This is a genomic window from Kocuria sp. HSID17590 (genome assembly GCF_003989485.1).
Taxonomy (GTDB): Bacteria; Actinomycetota; Actinomycetes; order Actinomycetales; family Micrococcaceae; genus Kocuria; species Kocuria salsicia.
Genome location: NZ_RBMB01000003.1, coordinates 19,288 through 36,705, shown reverse-complemented (window position 1 = coordinate 36,705; position 17,418 = coordinate 19,288). Strand labels below are relative to the sequence as shown.

The following is a 17,418-nucleotide window of genomic DNA, read 5'->3' as shown; positions in this document are numbered from 1 at the left end:
CACGATTCCCACCACCCAGATACTCCGCGCACCGGGCAGGATGAGCCGGCCGACGGTTCCCTGCACCGCACCCTGAAGCCCCGCCACCTGACCATGATCGCCATGGGCGGGGCCATCGGCACCGGCCTGTTCGTGGCCTCCGGCAACTCGATCAACACCGCAGGCCCGGGCGGCGCGCTCGTGGCCTACGCGGCCATCGGCTTCATGGTGTGGCTGCTCATGCAGTCCCTCGGCGAGATGGCCACGCACCTGCCCGTGGCCGGCTCCTTCGAGGAGTACTCCACCCGCTACATCAGCCGCTCGTTCGGCTTCGCCATCGGCTGGAACTACTGGTACAACTGGGCGATCACCGTGGCCGCGGAGCTCGTGGCCGCAGCACTCGTGATGCGCTACTGGTTCCCGGACACCCCCGCGTGGATCTGGTCCGCACTGTTCCTGGTCATCCTCTTCACCCTCAACGCCCTCAGCGCCCGCGCGTACGGCGAGGGCGAGTTCTGGTTCTCCCTCATCAAGGTCATCACGGTGGTGATCTTCCTGGTGCTGGGCGTGCTCATGATCCTGGGCATCCTGGGCGGGCCCTCCCCCGGCTTCCACAACTGGACCGCGGGCGAGGCGCCGTTCGTCAACGGCTTCACGGGCATCATGGCCATCTTCATGGTCGCGGGCTTCTCCTTTCAGGGCACGGAGCTCGTGGGCGTGGCCGCCGGCGAGGCCGAGAACCCCGGCAAGACGGTCCCCAAGGCCATCCGCACCGTGTTCCTGCGCATCCTGCTCTTCTACATCGGTGCCATCACGGTGATCGGCTTCCTGATCCCCTACACCGATCCGCACCTGCTCGCGAGCGACGTGCAGGACGTCTCCATCTCCCCCTTCACCCTGGTGTTCGAGCACGCGGGCGTGCTGGCCGCGGCCTCCGTCATGAACGCGGTGATCCTCACGGCCATCCTCTCGGCGGGCAACTCCGGCCTGTATGCCTCCACGCGCATGCTCTACGCTCTTGCGAAGAGCGGCAAGGCCCCGCGGTTCCTGGCAAAGGTCAACCGCCGCGGCGTACCCATGTACGCGCTGCTTGCCACCACCCTGATCGGCATGTTCTGCTTCCTCACCACCCTGATCGGTGAGGGCGAGGCGTACGTGTGGCTCATCAACGCCTCCGGCCTGGCCGGATTCATCGTGTGGATGGGCATTGCCTGGAGCCACTACCGCTTCCGCAAGGCGTACGTGCTGCAGGGCGGGGACCCGAAGAACCTGCTCTACCGGGCGAGCTTCTTTCCCCTGGGGCCCGTGATCGCACTTGTCATGTGCGCCGTCGTGATCGTGGGGCAGGGCTACAGCCTCTTCACTGCTGGGGACGTCAACCCCCTGAGCCTGCTGTCCTCCTACCTGGGTCTGCCGATCTTCCTGGCCCTGTGGCTCGGCCACAAGCTGGTCACCAAGGACGAGCCCGTGGACCTGCGCACCGCGGACGTCTCCCCGGCGCACCACTGAGCCGCCCGGCGGCGTCGTCCCCCGTCATGGACGCCGCCGCCCACGCACCTCGCACACATCTCCGCCCCGGTTCCGTGGGAACCGGGATCCTGCATCCGCCGGGAACCCCCACCTGTCAGAATCCTGCACTGGCAGGGGTCGCCGTGCACCCGGGACCCTGGCACCGGGCAAGGCGACTTCGGCCGTTTAGTCCGAGATCAGGTCCCGAACGACGATGGTGTCGTCGCGATCCGGTCCCACGCCGATGGCGGAGATCCGGCACCCGGAGAGGTCTTCCAGTGCGGCCACGTAGTCCTGGGCGTTGCGCGGCAGGTCCTCGAGGGTGCGCGCGCCGGTGATGTCTTCCTTCCAGCCGGGGAACATTTCGTAGACCGGCTTGGCGTGGTGGAAGTCCGACTGGGTCATGGGCATCTCGTCGAAGCGCTGGCCGTCCACCTCGTAGGCCACGCACACGGGGATCTGCGGGATCCCGGTCAGCACGTCCAGCTTGGTGATGAACAGGTCCGTGAAGCCGTTGATGCGCGCGGCCTGGCGGGCCATCACGGCGTCGTACCAGCCCGTGCGGCGTGGGCGGCCCGTGTTGACCCCGAACTCGCCGCCCGTGGTGCGCAACCGCTCGCCCATCTCGTCGAAGAGCTCGGTGGGGAACGGACCGGCGCCCACGCGTGTGGTGTACGCCTTCTGGATGCCGATCACCCGGGTGATCCGCGTGGGGCCCACGCCGGACCCGATGCACGCGCCGCCGGCCGTGGGATTGGATGAGGTCACGAAGGGGTAGGTGCCGTGGTCCACGTCCAGGAACGTGGCCTGGCCGCCCTCCATGAGCACCACCTCGTCACGGTCCAGGGCCTCGTTGAGCATGCGCGTGGCGTCCACGATCATGGGTTCGATACGCTCCGCGAAACCCATGAAGTAGTCCGCGATCTCGTCCACCTCGAACGCGCGGCGGTTGTAGAGCTTGACCAGCAGCTCGTTCTTCTGCCGCAGGGCGCCTTCGATCTTCTGCCGCAGGATGGACTCGTCCAGGAGGTCCTGCACCCGGATGCCCAGCCGGCCCACCTTGTCGATGTAGGACGGGCCGATGCCACGGCCGGTGGTCCCGATGGCGCGCTTGCCCAGGAACCGCTCCGTGACCTGGTCGAGCGTCTGGTGGTATGGCGCCACCAGGTGGGCGTTCGCCGAGATGCGCAGGTGGGAGGTGTCCGCACCGCGTGCTTCCAGACCGTCGATCTCCTCGAAGAGGGCCTGCGGGTTGATGACCACGCCGTTGCCGATCACGGAGGTCGCGTTGGGGCTCAGGATGCCCGCGGGAAGGAGCTTGAGCTCGAACTTCTCACCGCCCACCACCACGGTGTGGCCGGCGTTGTTGCCACCGTTGGGCTTGACCACGTAGTCCACGCGGCCGCCCAGGAGATCCGTGGCCTTGCCCTTGCCTTCATCGCCCCACTGGGCGCCGACTATCACGATTGCTGGCATGGAAACACTCTCTATCCGGGTGTGGCCCGACGGCCGGAGGAACCAGCAGCCCAGTCTACCCGGCCAAGCCCTCCGGAGGCCGGTCGGGCCGGAACAGCGGTTGAGACCGGGCGGTGAACGGCGTCACACAGGTCACAATCAGTGTCGACACAGGGAATTTGGACGAAATTGTTGCTTTTGCGCATGTCAGAGCGCACTCTTGGGGACACTGTGATGCGTCTGACTGCATTACTCGACGGGCAAAGGAACACACCATGAATCATGAGACAGGGGCAGGTCGTGGCAGAGCCGCCAAGACCTGCCTGGCCACGGCCCTCGGCCTGACACTGGCCCTGGGCACAGTGCTGCCGGCGAGCGCCGTCGAGGTCCCCCCGGGCGCCCCCGCGGACGACCTCAACCCCCAGGGCCCGGACCGCCTGATCAGCTCGGACCTCAAGGACGCCGAGGGCCAGGTAGCCGTCTTCGTCCAACTCCAGGGCCCGAGCGCCTTCGAGGCCACCCAACCGGAGGGCGTGCGCACCGGCACCCAGGATCCGGTGCAGGCCGCGGCGCAGGTGCAGGCCATCCGCCAGTCGGTTCAGAGCGCCGCATCATCCCTGGCCTCCGAATCCAGTTCCGACCTGCTCTACACGACCGCCAACGCCCTGCGCGGCGTGGCCCTGCAGGGCGACGCCGCCCAGCTGCGGGATCTCGCCAAGCGCTCCGAGGTCGTCAAGATCTCAAAGATCACCCCCCAGTACCGCAGCAACGCCGGCTCCGTGGTGGACACCAGCGCCCTGAACTCGTGGGCCCAGACCGGCCAGACGGGCAAGGACGTGAAGGTCGCGGTCATCGACTCCGGCCTGGACTACACCCACGCGGACTTCGGCGGCCCGGGCACCACGGACGGCTACAAGAAGGCCAAGGCCTCGACCGAGCTGCCGGGCAAGGACTCGGGCCTGTACGACCCCAAGAAGTTCGTGGGCGGCTACGACCTCGCCGGCGACTCCTACGACGCCCGCGTGGCCGGCAGCGTGCCGAAGCCGGACTCCAACCCGCTGGACTGCGAGGCGGGTGGACACGGAACGCACGTGGCAGGCACCACGGCCGGCTACGGCGTCGGCGCGGACGGCAAGACCTTCAAGGGCGACTTCACCAAGCTGACCGAGGACCAGGTCAAGAAGATGAAGATCGGCCCGGGCACCGCGCCCGAGGCCCAGCTGATGAGCTTCCGCGTCTTCGGCTGCGAGGGCTCCACAAACCTCACGATCAACGCGCTGGACCGCACCCTGGACCCCAACATGGACGGGGACTTCTCGGACAAGGCGGACATCGTCAACATGTCCCTGGGCTCCGACTTCGGCCCGGCGGACGATCCCCAGAACGACCTGATCGACGCCCTGTCACGGCAGGGCATCCTCTCCGTGATCGCCGCGGGCAACGCCGGGGACTTCCACGAGATCTCCGGCTCCCCGGGCAGCGCCCGCTCCGCCCTGACCGTGGCCAACTCACAGGGCAGCACGGCGGCCCAGGACAAGGCGCAGGCGCTCTCCCCGGACAGCGCCAAGGGTGAGCTGACCGGTTCCTACAGCGGCAGCTACGACTACTCCGGCGCGAAGCCCGAGGACCTGCAGGGTGACATCGTGGCGGCCCCCGCGGACAACAAGTTCGGCTGCACCCCGTTCTCGCAGAACTTCGCGGGCAAGTGGGTCATGCTCGACTGGGAGGACAACGGCCCGTTCCCCTGCGGCTCGAAGGTGCGCTTCGACAACGTGGCGGCCGCCGGGGGCAAGGGCGTGGTGCTCGAGTCCGACTACGCGGTGGACCCCTCTGCGATCGCCGGCAACGCCAAGATCCCGGGTCTGCTGATGGGCAAGAAGTCCGTGGACAAGATCAAGCCCGCAGTGCAGACCGGCGGGGCGAAGATCAAGCTGGCCCCGGAGTGGATCGGCGCAGCCAGGACGGACACCGGTTCCAAGGACCAGGTCAACGACTCCACGTCCCGCGGCCAGCACGGCAGCAACGGCGTGCTCAAGCCGGATGTCGCGGCTCCCGGCACCAACATCGGCTCGGCCGGCGTGTCCATGGGCAACGGTGTCTCGGTCAAGACGGGCACGTCCATGGCCACCCCGCACGTGGCCGGCATCGCCGCCCTGGTGCAGCAGAAGCACCAGAACTACAGCCCGCAGAACATCAAGTCCGCCATCATGAACTCGGCGGTTCACGACGTCCACGCGGCGAACGGCAAGACCTCCGCGGTGGACCGCGTGGGCTCGGGCCGCGTGGATGCGCTGCGCGCCGTGAACCAGGACGTCATGGTCTACGACAAGGCGGACACGTCCGTGGTCTCCTCGACCTTCGGGGTCACCGAGATCAGGAACGCGAGGGACACCTTCTCCCGTGAGCTCGTGGTGGACAACACCGGCGGGGCCGCGCACACCTACCAGGTGCGCTTCGACCCCTCCACCGAGGTCCCGGGCGTGAGCATCACCGCACCGGCCTCGGTCACCGTGCCCAAGGGCGGCAAGACCACCGTCAAGGTGACCGCCACCGTGGACCGGGCGAAGCTGGAGAAGACCCACGACCCCTCGGAGGCCGTGACCCAGCTGGGTCTCGCCCGTCAGTTCCTGGCCACCGAGTCCGGCCGCCTGGTGCTGAGCGAGAAGGGCCAGGACATGCGCGTCCCGGTCTCGATCGCCCCGAAGCCCGTGGCAGACATGCGCGTGGACGGCGCCGCACTGAACCAGTGGGACAAGCAGGGTGACGCCACCGTCCCCCTGACCGGAACCGGAGTGGACCAGGGCGGCTGGAAGTCCGCCGTCGGCGCCTTCGAGCTGGGTGCGAAGTCCGACCGTCTGGCGTCCACCAAGCTGGCCGGCGGCAACTCCCAGTTCGCAGACCTGCAGTACGTGGGCGCGTCCTCAAATCTCCCGCAGCTGAAGGCTGACAAGGGGGACGCCGCCAGGGACGGCCTGGTGAACTTCGGTGTCTCCAGCTGGGGCAACGCCAGCACCATGAAGCCGGACGCCGAGATCCGGATCGCCATCGACAGCACCGGCAACGGCCGGGCCGACCACTACGTGGCCCTGGGCCGAGCGGACGGCCTGGACTACCCGGTGGCGAACCTCTACGGCTACGTCAACGGCGAGCTGAAGGTGATCGACCGCCAGCCCGTGAACGGCTCCTGGGGCGACACGGACACGAACACCTTCGACACCAACGCCGTGGTCCTGCCCGTGAGCACCGCGAAGCTGGGCATCGACCCCGCCAAGAGCGACACCAAGCTGAACTACCAGGTCTCCACCTACTCCGCGAACATCGACGGCACGGTGGACGAGACCAAGACGATCTCGTTCAACCCGGTGACCCCGACCGTCTCGTTCCGCGGGGAGAAGTTCAACAACTCGCTGTTCACGGACCTGCCCGGCAAGAAGCTGACCGCGCACCGCGGTTCGGACAAGGCCCAGGGCGAGGCGCTGTTCCTGCACCTGCACAACGGCACCGGGGACCTCTCCGGCATCCACAAGGGCGAGGACGGCGCGAAGGCCGAGGTGAAGCGGGTCCAGCCCGCGGCGTCGGTCCCCGAGGCGCAGGACCCGATGTTCAAGGACGTGCCGAAGAACTACGTCTTCCACTCGGAGATCTCCTGGCTCGCGAGCAAGGGCATCACCAAGGGCTGGCCGGACGGCACCTTCCGCCCCACCCAGCCCGTGCAGCGTGACCAGATGGCCGCGTTCCTCTACCGGATGGCCGGTTCCCCGCAGTACACGCCTCCCACGAAGTCTCCCTTCAAGGACGTGCCCACCAACCACGTCTTCTACAAGGAGATCTCCTGGCTGAGCGAGCAGGGCATCACCAAGGGCTGGTCAGACGGCACCTTCCGCCCCACCCAGAAGATCAGCCGTGAGCAGATGGCGGCGTTCTTCTACCGGATGGCGGGCTCGCCCTCCTACACCGCCCCGAAGGTCTCCCCCTTCAAGGACGTGCGCACCACGGACGTCTTCTACAAGGAGATCTCGTGGATGAACGGGCAGGGCATCGCGAAGGGCTGGTCGGACGGCACATTCCGTCCCGGTCAGGCCGTGCAGCGTGACCAGATGGCCGCGTTCCTCTTCCGCTACGACCAGCTGAAGTAGGGATCCGGCCCGGGGGGGGGTCTCCGAGACATCGGCAGACCGCCCCGGCACGAGGGCCCGTGGCACCCACACTGTGGGGGCCACGGGCCCTTCCCGTGCCCGACGGCGCGTGGCAGCTTGCGGCCGGTTCCTGCGGTGGAGCTGCGGTGGACCTGCGCGGGCCCGGTCTCCGACCCCGAGCCCGGACCCCGCTCGGTGTCCTGGGAACGGCACCGGGCGCGGTCTACCGTCCGTACAGGAGAGCCGCCTCGTCCCGCTTGGCGGCCACGGCCTCGCCGAAACTCCCCGGCGCCGTCAGCTGCTCGAGGCCCACTGTCTGCGCCTCCTCGTCAGCGGCCCCGTCCGCGTGGACCACGTTCCAGCGGGAGCCGACGTCCACCACGGACTGGTGCTTGACGTCGTAGTACCCGGGTTTGCCGCTGAGCGCCACACCCCTGGCCCCGTGCAGGGCGGCCACGAGGTGGTGGTGGAAGCGGGTGGTGAGCCACACCTGGTGCGGGCCGAAGCTGAACCCGCCGTCCCACGCGGCCTGGAACGGGATGAACCCGTCAGGGGCGACGACGTCGCGCAGCCGCTCCCAGCCCAGGTGGTCCTCCCCGGGGATCGCCTCAAGGTAGCGCACGGACTCGCGCGGCAGGTCCCAGCGCCGCAGCTGGGCGCGGGTGTAGTCCAGCATCCGCTCGAACGCCCCCTCCGCGAGGGTGTCCGACTGCACGCACACCACCACTTCGCTCGGGGCGCCCACGGCGGCCGCGCCCTCACCCTTCTGCCCGGCCCGGAGTCCGAGGGCGCGGGCGTGGCGCGGGTCCTCGGCCAGGAGGAACGCGTCGTCGAACCCCGGGGACACGCCCGCGGCCTCGGCACTCGGGCGGTCGCGCACACTGAGGTGGTCCAGGTCCGCGAGCGTGTCCCCGGCGAAGGGCATGAGCCCCTGGCCCGTGGCGAACAGCCGCGCCCCGGTGAGCTCGCGCACCGCGCGCATGGCCTCCACGATCCGGAAGTTCTCGATCCAGTCCCGGTGCAGCACCCCGCCGCCCACCAGGTGCACGGTGGCCGCCTCGCGCAGGGCGAGCAGCCCGGCGTCGTACTTGGGCGAGCCGAGGTCCGCGATCAGACTCTGCATGGAGCGCACTGAGCCGTGGTCCATCTCGTGCATCGCGCGGAAGAGGGTGTTCACCACGTGCAGGCGGGGATGCAGCCCGCGCAGCAGGGCGGTGACGGTTCCGGGTTCGCGCACGTCCAGCCACACGTCCGTGGTGGGGGCGACCTTCGCGAGGTGGTTGACCCACGCCGCCGCGATCAGCTCGTCCCCGAAGTTCGGGTAGCCCGCCCAGGAGATCAGGTAGATCGGCGGCTTGCGGGAGGCCGGGACGCGGCGGTGGTCCTTCAGGAGGGTGCGCATGAACGCAGGCTACCCGTGAGCCCGGTAACCTCTTCTCCCATGACCTCCCCGCGCTCACCCCAGGATCCCTCGCCCGCGCCGCGCAGCTCGTCGAGCGTGATCCACGGCGGAAACCGCGAGCACTCCCCGCAGGCACCGTCGCAGCCGGCGCAGAGCAGCTACCTCAAGCCCCGTCACCTGGTGATGATGGCGCTGGGCTCGGCGATCGGCACGGGGCTGTTCGTGGGCACGGGTGCGGCCATCAAGACGGCCGGGCCCGCGGTGCTGATCTCCTACCTCGTGGCGTGCACGCTGCTGGTGCTCGTGATGCGGGCGCTGGGCGAGATGGCCGCGGCAGACCCGTCCTCCGGGGCGTTCTCCACGTATGCCGGAAAGGCCATGGGACCGACCATGGGCCGTGCCCTCGGGTGGCTGTGGTGGGCGCAGATCGTGGTGGTGGTGGCCGCAGAGGCCACAGCGGCGGCCCAGCTGGTCACGGAGATGTGGCCGGGGCTGCCCCAGTGGGTGTGGGCGCTGGTCTTCATGGTGGCGTTCACCGTCATCAACCTGGTGCGCGTGGGCACGCTGGGCGAGACGGAGTTCTGGTTCGCCCTGCTCAAGGTGGCCGCCGTGGTGGGCTTCCTGGTGGTGGGTGTCCTCATGCTGCTGAACGTGCTGCCCGCCCCGAACCCGGGACTGTCCAACCTCACGGAGCACGGCGGGTTCATGCCCAACGGGCTCACGGGGGTGGCCGCCGCGCTGCTCGTGGTGGTCTTCGCCTTCGGCGGCACGGAGCTCGTGACCATTGCCGCCGCCGAGACCGAGGACCCGCAGACCAACGTGGCCCGCGCCATCCGCACCATCCTGGTGCGCATCCTCATCTTCTACGTGGGCTCCGTGACGGTCATGGTCCTGGTGCTGCCGTGGAACAACGAGGGCCTGTCCTCCAGCCCGTTCGTCGCGGTCCTCACCGAGGCGGGCATTCCCGGCGCGGACGTCCTGATGACCGTGGTGATCATCCTGGCGCTGCTCTCCGCCCTGAACGCCAACATCTACGGCAGCTCGCGCATGCTCTTCTCCCTGGCCCGCCGCGGCTCCGCACCCCGCGCCCTGGGCCGCACCAGCGAGCGCGGCGTGCCGCGGGCCGCCGTGGTGGCCTCCGTGGCGTTCGGGTTCATCGCCGTGGTCCTGAACTACGTGTGGCCGGAGACGGTGCTGAACGTGATGCTCAACGTCATCGGCTCCACGTGCCTGGTGGTGTGGGGCGTGGCCCTGGTCTCGCAGATCATCCTGCGCCGCCGCGCGGACCGCGCCGGGGTGTCCTCCCCGCTGAAGATGTGGGCGTTCCCGTGGCTGTCCTACTTCGCGCTGGCACTGCTCGCGGCCATCGTGGTCCTCGGCCTGCTGGACCCCTCGGTGCGCCTGCAGTTCATCGCCACGTTCGTGCTGGTCTGCCTGATCGCGCTGGCCTGCAAGCTCCTCCTCCGGGGCGACGACGCCGAGCGCCCGGGTTCCGGCGCCTCGCGTGACAGTGCCGCGCACGACGACGCCGCTCCCCTGGTCTGAGCCCCGACGCGGCTTTTCCACCGCGCACCTGACCCGCCCCTCATGGACGGGACGAAAGAGGCCCCCGGTCCGCGGACCGGGGGCCTCCTCACGCCGTCACGGCGGTCATGCCGTCACGCGGTGGAGTGTCCTGCACCGCCCGCCACGGGCCCGCACCGTCACAGCGCGGCGGGCAGGTCCGGGAAGGCGGCCGCCACACCCGGTGAGCACAGCTGCCCGGCGCGGGTCGAGAGCCCGGCGGCCAGGGCGGCGTCGGCGGCGAGGGCGGCGTCGACTCCCCCGGCGAGCGCCATCACGTACGGCGTGGTCGCGTGGGTCAGCGCCTGCGTGGCCGTCACAGGCACCGCGCCCGGGAGGTTGGCCACGCAGTAGTGGCGGATGCCGTCCACGGAATACACCGGGTCGTGGTAGGTGGTGGGGCGCGTGGTCTCGAAACACCCGCCCTGGTCCACGGCCACGTCCACCAGCAGGGCGTGGGGCTTGAGCAGCGCCAGGTGCTCGCGCCGCACGAGCTTGGGAGCCGCAGCGCCGGGGATGAGGACGGAGCCGACCACCACGTCCGCGCGGGGCAGCTCCTCCTCGATCCGGTGGGCGTCGCTCATCAGCACGCGCGCGTTGGGGAAGAGCGTGTCCAGCTGCCGGAGCCTGTCCCCGTTGGCCTCCAGGATGGTGACGTCCGCGCCCGCTCCCACGGCGGCCCGGGCGGCGTGCTCGCCCACGGTTCCGCCGCCGATCACCAGCACCGTGGACGGCACCACGCCGGGGACGCGGCCCAGCAGGATCCCGGGGCCACCGGCGTGGAACTGCAGGTGGTGGGCGGCGTTCACGATCGCCAGGCGCCCCGCGATCTCTGACATCGGGCGCAGCAGGGGAAGCACCCGGCCCACACGCACGGTCTCGTAGGCGATGCCGGTGACGCCGCTCTCCAGCATGGCCTCGGTCAGCCCCCGGCTCGCGGCCAGGTGCAGGTACGTGAAGAGCGTGAGGTCCGGGCGGAGGAAGCGGTACTCGGTGCCCACGGGCTCCTTGACCTTCACGAGCAGCTCGGCCTGCGCCCAGGTCTCCTCCTGGGAGGTGACGTGCGCGCCGGCGGCGCGGTAGTCGTCGTCGGCGAATCCCGCGCCCAGGCCCGCGGACTCCTCCACGAAGACCTCGTGGTGCTGGGCGACCAGCGCGGTGACCATGGTGGGCGTGAGGCCCACGCGGGCCTCCTCGGGCTTGATCTCGCGGGGTACGGAGATTCTCATGACGGCACGCTCCTCTCGTGGGGCGCGCCGTCCGGAGGGGATGCGCTCAGGCTCGGCGGTGAGCCCCGGCTGTGCCCTCATTGTGCCCGGCACCACCGCTGCGGGACAGGGGAACGCCCAATGTGACCGAGGGCCCGTCCCCACCGGGAACGGGCCCTCGGGACCGGGCGGCTCAGCGCCCGGTCGGCGCTGCCCTCAGCGGGCCTGGATCTGGGCGGCGGCCTCCGGATCGGAGTCGTCCAGGAACTTCTCGATCCGCGCGGCCTCATCCGTCTCGCCGATCTGCGCGGCGGCCTGGCCGAGGGCGGCCAGGGCCCGCAGGAACCCGCGGTTCGCCTCGTGGGAGTACGGCACGGGGCCGTGGCCCTTCCAGCCGTGCCCGCGCAGGGCGTCCAGGCCGCGGTGGTAGCCCACCCGCGCGTACGCGTAGCCCTCCAGGGTGCGGCCGTCCGCGAGCGCCTCCTCCGCGAGGATGGCCCACGGCAGCTGCTCCTTGGGGAACGCGGCGGCGAGGTCCTCGGCCTCGTCACCCGCGTCGAAGCGGGCGGCGAGCTCCGGGTTCTCCTCCAGGTAGGTGGGGGCGGGTTCGTCCAGCAGGTTCTTGCCGAGCAGTGCCACGGTGGTTCCTTTCCACGGTCGTGCGGGGTTCGCTGTCACTGTACGCACGCACGACGACGCCGCTCCAGGCCGTTCGCCACCAGGGTGGCCTCAGTCCCCGATCATGATTCCCACGCCCGGGCCCAGGGGCAGGTCCAGCACGTAGAACAGCGTGAGGATGAGCACCCACACCACCCAGAAGGGCACCACGAAGGGGATCATGCGGGCCATCACCGTGCCGAGCCCGGCGGAGGGCTCGTACTTCCTGAGCATGGTCAGCAGCACCACCATGTAGGGGTTCAGCGGCGTCATGACCTGGGTGGCGGAGTCCCCCACGCGGAACGCGGCCTGGATGAACGCGGGCTCGAAGCCGAGGATCCCGAACATGGGCACGAACACGGCGGCCATGAGCGTCCACATGGAGGAGCCGGAGATGATGAACAGGTTCAGCAGGGAGCACAGGACGATGAACCCGATGATCACGGGGAACCCGCTCACCCCCGCGTTCTGCAGCCCCTCGGCGCCCGTCACGGCGATCCACGAGCCGATCCCGGACCAGTTGAACAGGGCGATGAACTGCCCCAGCACGAACGCCAGCACCAGGAACGAGATCATGTCCCGCAGGGCGGCACCCATCATCACGGGCACGTCCCGGAACCCGCGGACGGTTCCCGCCACCCGGCCGTAGACGTAGCCGCTCACGGAGAAGAACACGAAGATGATGAACACGATGGACGCCAGCAACGGGGACTTGGGCAGGAAGTGCCCGGCCTCGTTGCGCCATGGCGAGTCCGGCAGCAGGGCGAAGACCACCATGGCCACGCCGATCAGCATGAACGCGGTGCACGCCCACGCCAGGGCCTTCTTCTCCCTCGGAGACAGCGCCGCCTCCACGTCCGGCTCTCGGGACTCGGCCACGGTCTGCTCGTCCCCCACGATCCGGATGGCACGGGTGTCCGTCATGAGCTGGGCGGTCTCCGGGTTGACCTCGTCCCGGGAGACACCCGCCCGCTCCACGCGCGGCTCCACGATTCTGCCGATGACCCACCCCGCCACGAGGGACAGCACAAGCGCGGCCACGATGTTGAACCAGTAGTTGGACAGCGGGTTCACCTCGGTGGCGCTCTCCGCGAGCGCCGGCACGGTGGGGATCACCGCGTTGGTGATGCCCGCGAACAGGGCGTCGAGCGAGGTCGGGAAGATGTTCGTGGAGTACCCGGCGCCCGCGGCCGCGAAGCCGCCCAGCAGCCCCGCCACGGGGTGGCGGCCCGCCGCCTTGAAGGCGAGCGCCGCGAGCGGCGGGATCACCACGAACGCCGAGTCCGCCATGATCGAGCCCACCACGCCCACGAACCCCACGGTGTAGGGCAGCAGCCACCGCGGGGCGCTGCCGATCGTGAATCGGATGGCCGCGGCCAGGAACCCGGACTTCTCCGCGATCCCGATGGCCAGCAGGATCGTGGCCACGGTGACCAGCGGCGGGAATCCGATGTAGTTCTCTCCCACCGTGGTGGTGAACCACGCGATGCCCTCACCGGTGAACAGCCCCCTGACCGCCACGGGGTCCTCGGTGCCGGGAACCTGCACCTGCACGTGCGCCCAGGCCATGGCCGTGGACACCGCCGCGGTGAGCAGAAAGAGGATGGTGAACAGCGCGAACGGCTCGGGCAGCTTGTTGCCCATCCGTTCGATGCCCGTGAGGAGTCGGTCCCCCAGGCTGCGCCTGGTGGTCGCGGTGGCATTCATGGGTGCTCCGTGGTGGTCGGGACGAGCGCGCGGGGCGGCTCACGGCGTACGGGGTCGTCGGGGTCAGTCGAAGTAGTCGGGCACGGAGACCCCGCCGCCGTTGGCACGAAAGTCCTCGGCGACGTCGCGGGCCAGGGCGTCGTCCGCGAGGTAGTCCAGTGCCACGGCGGCCAGCCCGTAGGCACCGTCCACACCTGCGCGCTCGGCCTGCGGCGTGGCGGCCGCGGCGGCGAACTCGCGCGAGTGCAGCCCGGTGTCCTCGCCCACGATCCCGATCAGCGGGTGGATCCCGGGCACGCGGTAGCTGACGTTGCCGAAGTCTGTGGAGGCGGCCAGCACCTCGGACACGGTCCCGGCGGGGTACGGCTCCCGGTCACGACGTCGCTGGGCCAGTACCCAGCGGTCGGACAGCGGTCCGTTGCCCAGCACCGGCAGCGTGGCCGGCGAGGAGTCCCACTCGATGCTCACGCCCACCCCGGCCATCAGCGCGGCGCCCTCCATCACCTCGGTCACCCGCTGAGAGAGTGCCGCGAGCGTCTCCGGATGCTGGGAGCGGACGTAGAGCTGCAGGGCGGCGGTCTCCGTGATGATGTTCGGCCGTTCCCCGCCCTGCGGCAGCACCGCGTGGATGCGGTCCGTGGGAGGGGTCTGCTGGCGCAGCAGGCCGAGCCCCTGGTAGGCGAGCACGGCGCCGTCGAGCGCGTTGCGGCCCATGAACGGGTGGGCGGAGGCGTGGGACGCGCGGCCGTGGAACGTCACCGAGCACTGGCGACGCCCGAGCCAGACCTGGTCCACGAGGTCCGCGGGGTACGGGTGGACCATCGCGGCGGCGTCGACCCCGTCCAGCGCACCGGCCCGCGCCATGATCTCCTTGCCGCCCTCGCCCTCCTCGGCGGGAGTGCCCAGGTAGACCACCCGGCCGGAGAAGGCCCCCGGGTCCTCTCGCAGCAGTTCCACGAGCGCCACGAACGCGCCCAGCCCGGTCACCGCGATCACGTTGTGGCCGCAGCCGTGCCCGATCCCCGGCAGCGCGTCGTACTCGGACATCAACGCAATCGTGCGGTGGCGGGCAGGGTCGAAGCCCTCGGACTCCAGCTCCGCGCGGACGGCGGTGTCCAGCCCGTGGGCAGGGCACTGCGCGGCGATGTCGTGCGCCGCCAGGTACTCCACGATCCACTCGGCGGCGCGGTGCTCCTGGAACGCCGTCTCCGGGTTCTCGTGGAGCAGGTGCAGGATCCGGGTCAGCCCCTCGGCCTGGGCGTCCACGAGGGACTCGAGCCGGGACTGCAGATCCTCCGTCGCACCGTCGTGCTCCCGCAGGTGGTGACTGAGCTCGCCCTTGCGCCGCTCGGTGTCCCGCCGCAGCTGGTGCAGGTACGCGGTGGACGGCTCCGGGACCGCGGCGACGCGCTCGGCGGTTCGGTCGGGACTCTCGGACTGTTCGGTGCTGGCTCCCATGTCCTGGAGGGTAACAAGTGTCGTGGGACACAGCGGCGCCCCGCACGTTCGCGTGCGGGGCGCCGGAGCAGTGCGGGTGGTGCTACTTGATGGACGTGCCCGCGGAACCGAGGTTCTGGCAGGCCTCCACTACGCGGGCGGCCATGCCAGCCTCCGCCTCGGCGCCCCACACGCGGGGGTCGTACTTCTTCTTGTCGCCGACCTCGCCGTCAACCTTCAGGACGCCGTCGTAGTTGCGCAGCATGAAGCCGGCCACGGGGCGGGTGAACGCGTACTGGGTGTCCGTGTCCACGTTCATCTTGATCACGCCGTAGGACACCGCGTCCGCGATCTCCTGGGCGGTGGAGCCGGAGCCGCCGTGGAACACGAGGTCGAACGGGCGGTCCTTGCCGATGTTCTTGCCCACCTCGTCCTGGATCTCCTTGAGGAGCTCCGGGCGCAGGCGCACGTTGCCGGGCTTGTAGACGCCGTGGACGTTGCCGAAGGTCAGGGCGGTGATGTAGCGGCCCTTCTCACCGGTGCCGAGCGCCTCGATGGTCTTCATGCCGTCCGCCACGGTGGTGTAGAGGGAGTCGTTGATCTCGCCGACCACGCCGTCCTCCTCACCGCCGACGGCGCCGATCTCCACCTCCAGGATGATGTGCGCCTTGTTGGTGCGCTCCAGCAGCTCCTGGGCGATCTTGAGGTTCTCGTCCAGGGGGATCGCGGATCCGTCCCACATGTGCGACTGGAAGATGGGGTCCTCGCCGCGGGCCACGGCCTTCTCGGACTCGGCGAGCAACGGCAGCACGAAGCCCTCGAGCTTGTCCTTCGGGCAGTGGTCCGTGTGCAGGGCGATGTTGACGTCGTAGTTCTTCGCCACTTCGCGCGCGAACGCGGCCATGGCCAGCGAACCGGTGACCATGTTCTTCACGGACGCACCGGACCAGTACGCGGCGCCGCCGGTGGAGGCCTGGATGATGCCGTCCGAGCCCGCCTCGGCGAAGCCGCGGATCGCGGCGTTCAGGGTCTGCGAGGAGGTCACGTTGATGGCCGGGTAGGCAAAGCCCTTCTCCTTGGCACGGTCGATCATCTCGGAGTAAACGTCAGGGGTTGCGATGGGCATGGTGTGCTCCTTCTTCTGGGTTCCCGATGCACGGTTGGACCGTGGCCTGAGGCCTCTTCCCAGTCTAGGCGACCGGGGGCGGGCACCTGTGATCCGCGCTATGGTTCCAACCCACCACAAGCCCCACCTTGCGGGGCGGCGCGGACGACGCCGAGGGGTCACCACCGCACCCCGGCACCGCAGGATGCGGTGCCGGGGTGCAGTGGCTCATCTCGTGACATCACAACCGCCAGCACGAGCTGGTCTGCGGGATGCCCTTGAACCGTGCGTCCAGGTAGACGAGCATCGAGGGAATGCCTTCCAGGGAGGCCCCCACATGGGTGGGCGTGGCGAGCGTCTGCATGGAGACGTTCACGCCGGAGGCGCACCATTTCTGGGCGAGCCGTCGGCCCGACTGGTAGGGCACGACGTCGTCCGCCACGGTGTGGGCGATGCGCACCGGGACACGAGGGTGGCGGCCCGCGGCACCGATGGTCTGCTCGTCCAGGTACGCCTTCAGAGCGGGGTCCCCGAGCAGCTGGGAGAAGGAGCGCCCGTCAGCCGTGAGCTTCTCGGACGGCACCAGGGCGTCGGAGAGGACGGTACCCACCAGGCAGCTGTCCTGGGCCTTGTCATAGCGCCTCTGCCCCTCCGCATTGAGTCTGTCCCGAACCGCCACCCCGGAGTCCTCGGCCGCCCCCATCACGTAGAAGGACAGGCCGGAGAAGAGAGAGGAGTCGATGTGCTGACCCGTGAGTGTGAGGTCCGCGGGCGGCGCACCCACTTAGGCACTCTTGAGCTGCACCTCCGGGGCGTACTCAGGGGCGCTCTCCGCGGCTGCAGCCGTGGCACCGCCGCCCTGCGAGTATCCCACGGCGGCCACGGGGGTCTTAGCGTCCACTCCCTCCATGCCGAGCTGCTGCGCACCGCGCACGGCATCGAGCACGGCATGAGCCTGGTCCACGCGGTTCATGTAGGTGTGGGCGCCGTCAGTGCCCAGACCGATGTAGTCCGGGGCCACCACGTTGTAGCCGGCATTGATCAGGCCGGCCAGGCTGAGGCCTTCGTAGTTTGTGCCCATGGCCATCTGACGGGACGGCGCGCACGAGTCGCCCATACCCTGGGTGCCCGAGGACAGCACCACGAGCAGCCGTGGACCGGGCTTGCGCCACGCAGCCTTGGACTGCAGCACGGTGCCCGTGGTGGCCACGGCCTGGTTCTTGCTGTTGGTGCTCCTGTACATGATGCGCGTGGCGGACG

10 protein-coding genes and 1 pseudogene are annotated in these 17,418 nt (G+C 69.6%); 3 read left to right on the top strand and 8 right to left on the bottom strand.

Annotated features, from left to right (window positions below):
- Positions 1–93 precede the first annotated feature (93 nt).
- Positions 94–1,488, top strand: a complete 1,395-nt coding sequence (locus tag D8M39_RS01095) for an amino acid permease (RefSeq protein WP_238693903.1) — start codon at positions 94–96, stop codon at positions 1,486–1,488.
- A 186-nt stretch (positions 1,489–1,674) separates the two neighbouring features.
- Here the strand turns inward: D8M39_RS01095 and D8M39_RS01090 are convergent, their stop codons facing one another.
- Entirely contained in the window at positions 1,675–2,964 is a 1,290-nt protein-coding gene (locus tag D8M39_RS01090; protein ID WP_094393161.1) for an adenylosuccinate synthase, read from the bottom strand.
- 254 nt (positions 2,965–3,218) lie between these two features.
- Between D8M39_RS01090 and D8M39_RS01085 the strand changes: the two genes are divergently transcribed.
- On the top strand, positions 3,219–7,079 hold the full coding sequence (locus D8M39_RS01085; RefSeq protein ID WP_126874215.1) for a S8 family serine peptidase: 3,861 nt from the start codon (positions 3,219–3,221) through the stop codon (positions 7,077–7,079).
- 223 nt (positions 7,080–7,302) lie between these two features.
- Here the strand turns inward: D8M39_RS01085 and D8M39_RS01080 are convergent, their stop codons facing one another.
- A complete protein-coding gene (locus tag D8M39_RS01080) occupies positions 7,303–8,481 on the bottom strand; it encodes a polysaccharide pyruvyl transferase family protein (RefSeq protein ID WP_126874214.1) in 1,179 nt (392 codons plus the stop codon).
- Between the two features lie 39 nt (positions 8,482–8,520).
- Here D8M39_RS01080 and D8M39_RS01075 point away from each other — a divergent pair, with 39 nt between their 5' ends.
- Positions 8,521–10,026, top strand: a complete 1,506-nt coding sequence (locus D8M39_RS01075; RefSeq protein ID WP_055084223.1) for an amino acid permease — start codon at positions 8,521–8,523, stop codon at positions 10,024–10,026.
- 158 nt (positions 10,027–10,184) lie between these two features.
- On the opposite strand, the gene ald is transcribed toward D8M39_RS01075, so the two are convergent.
- From ald to D8M39_RS12865, 6 genes and pseudogenes are all read right to left on the bottom strand, one after another.
- Positions 10,185–11,273 carry an alanine dehydrogenase gene (gene ald, locus D8M39_RS01070; protein WP_055084221.1) on the bottom strand — a complete coding sequence of 363 codons (1,089 nt, stop codon included), beginning with the start codon at positions 11,271–11,273 and terminating at the stop codon, positions 10,185–10,187.
- 195 nt (positions 11,274–11,468) lie between these two features.
- Positions 11,469–11,891: a DUF3151 domain-containing protein gene (locus D8M39_RS01065; RefSeq protein ID WP_232300277.1), complete on the bottom strand. Its 423-nt coding sequence runs from the start codon at positions 11,889–11,891 to the stop codon at positions 11,469–11,471.
- Between the two features lie 90 nt (positions 11,892–11,981).
- Complete coding sequence (locus D8M39_RS01060; RefSeq protein WP_094393165.1) at positions 11,982–13,616, bottom strand: AbgT family transporter; 1,635 nt, start codon at positions 13,614–13,616, stop codon at positions 11,982–11,984.
- A gap of 63 nt (positions 13,617–13,679) precedes the next feature.
- The gene (locus D8M39_RS01055; protein ID WP_126874213.1) at positions 13,680–15,074 is read right to left on the bottom strand and encodes a M20 family metallopeptidase; all 1,395 of its coding nucleotides are present in this window, start codon (positions 15,072–15,074) and stop codon (positions 13,680–13,682) included.
- Between the two features lie 82 nt (positions 15,075–15,156).
- Complete coding sequence (gene fbaA, locus D8M39_RS01050) at positions 15,157–16,179, bottom strand: class II fructose-bisphosphate aldolase (RefSeq protein ID WP_055084213.1); 1,023 nt, start codon at positions 16,177–16,179, stop codon at positions 15,157–15,159.
- A gap of 220 nt (positions 16,180–16,399) precedes the next feature.
- Positions 16,400–17,401, bottom strand: a pseudogene (locus D8M39_RS12865) (lipase family protein).
- Positions 17,402–17,418 lie beyond the last annotated feature (17 nt).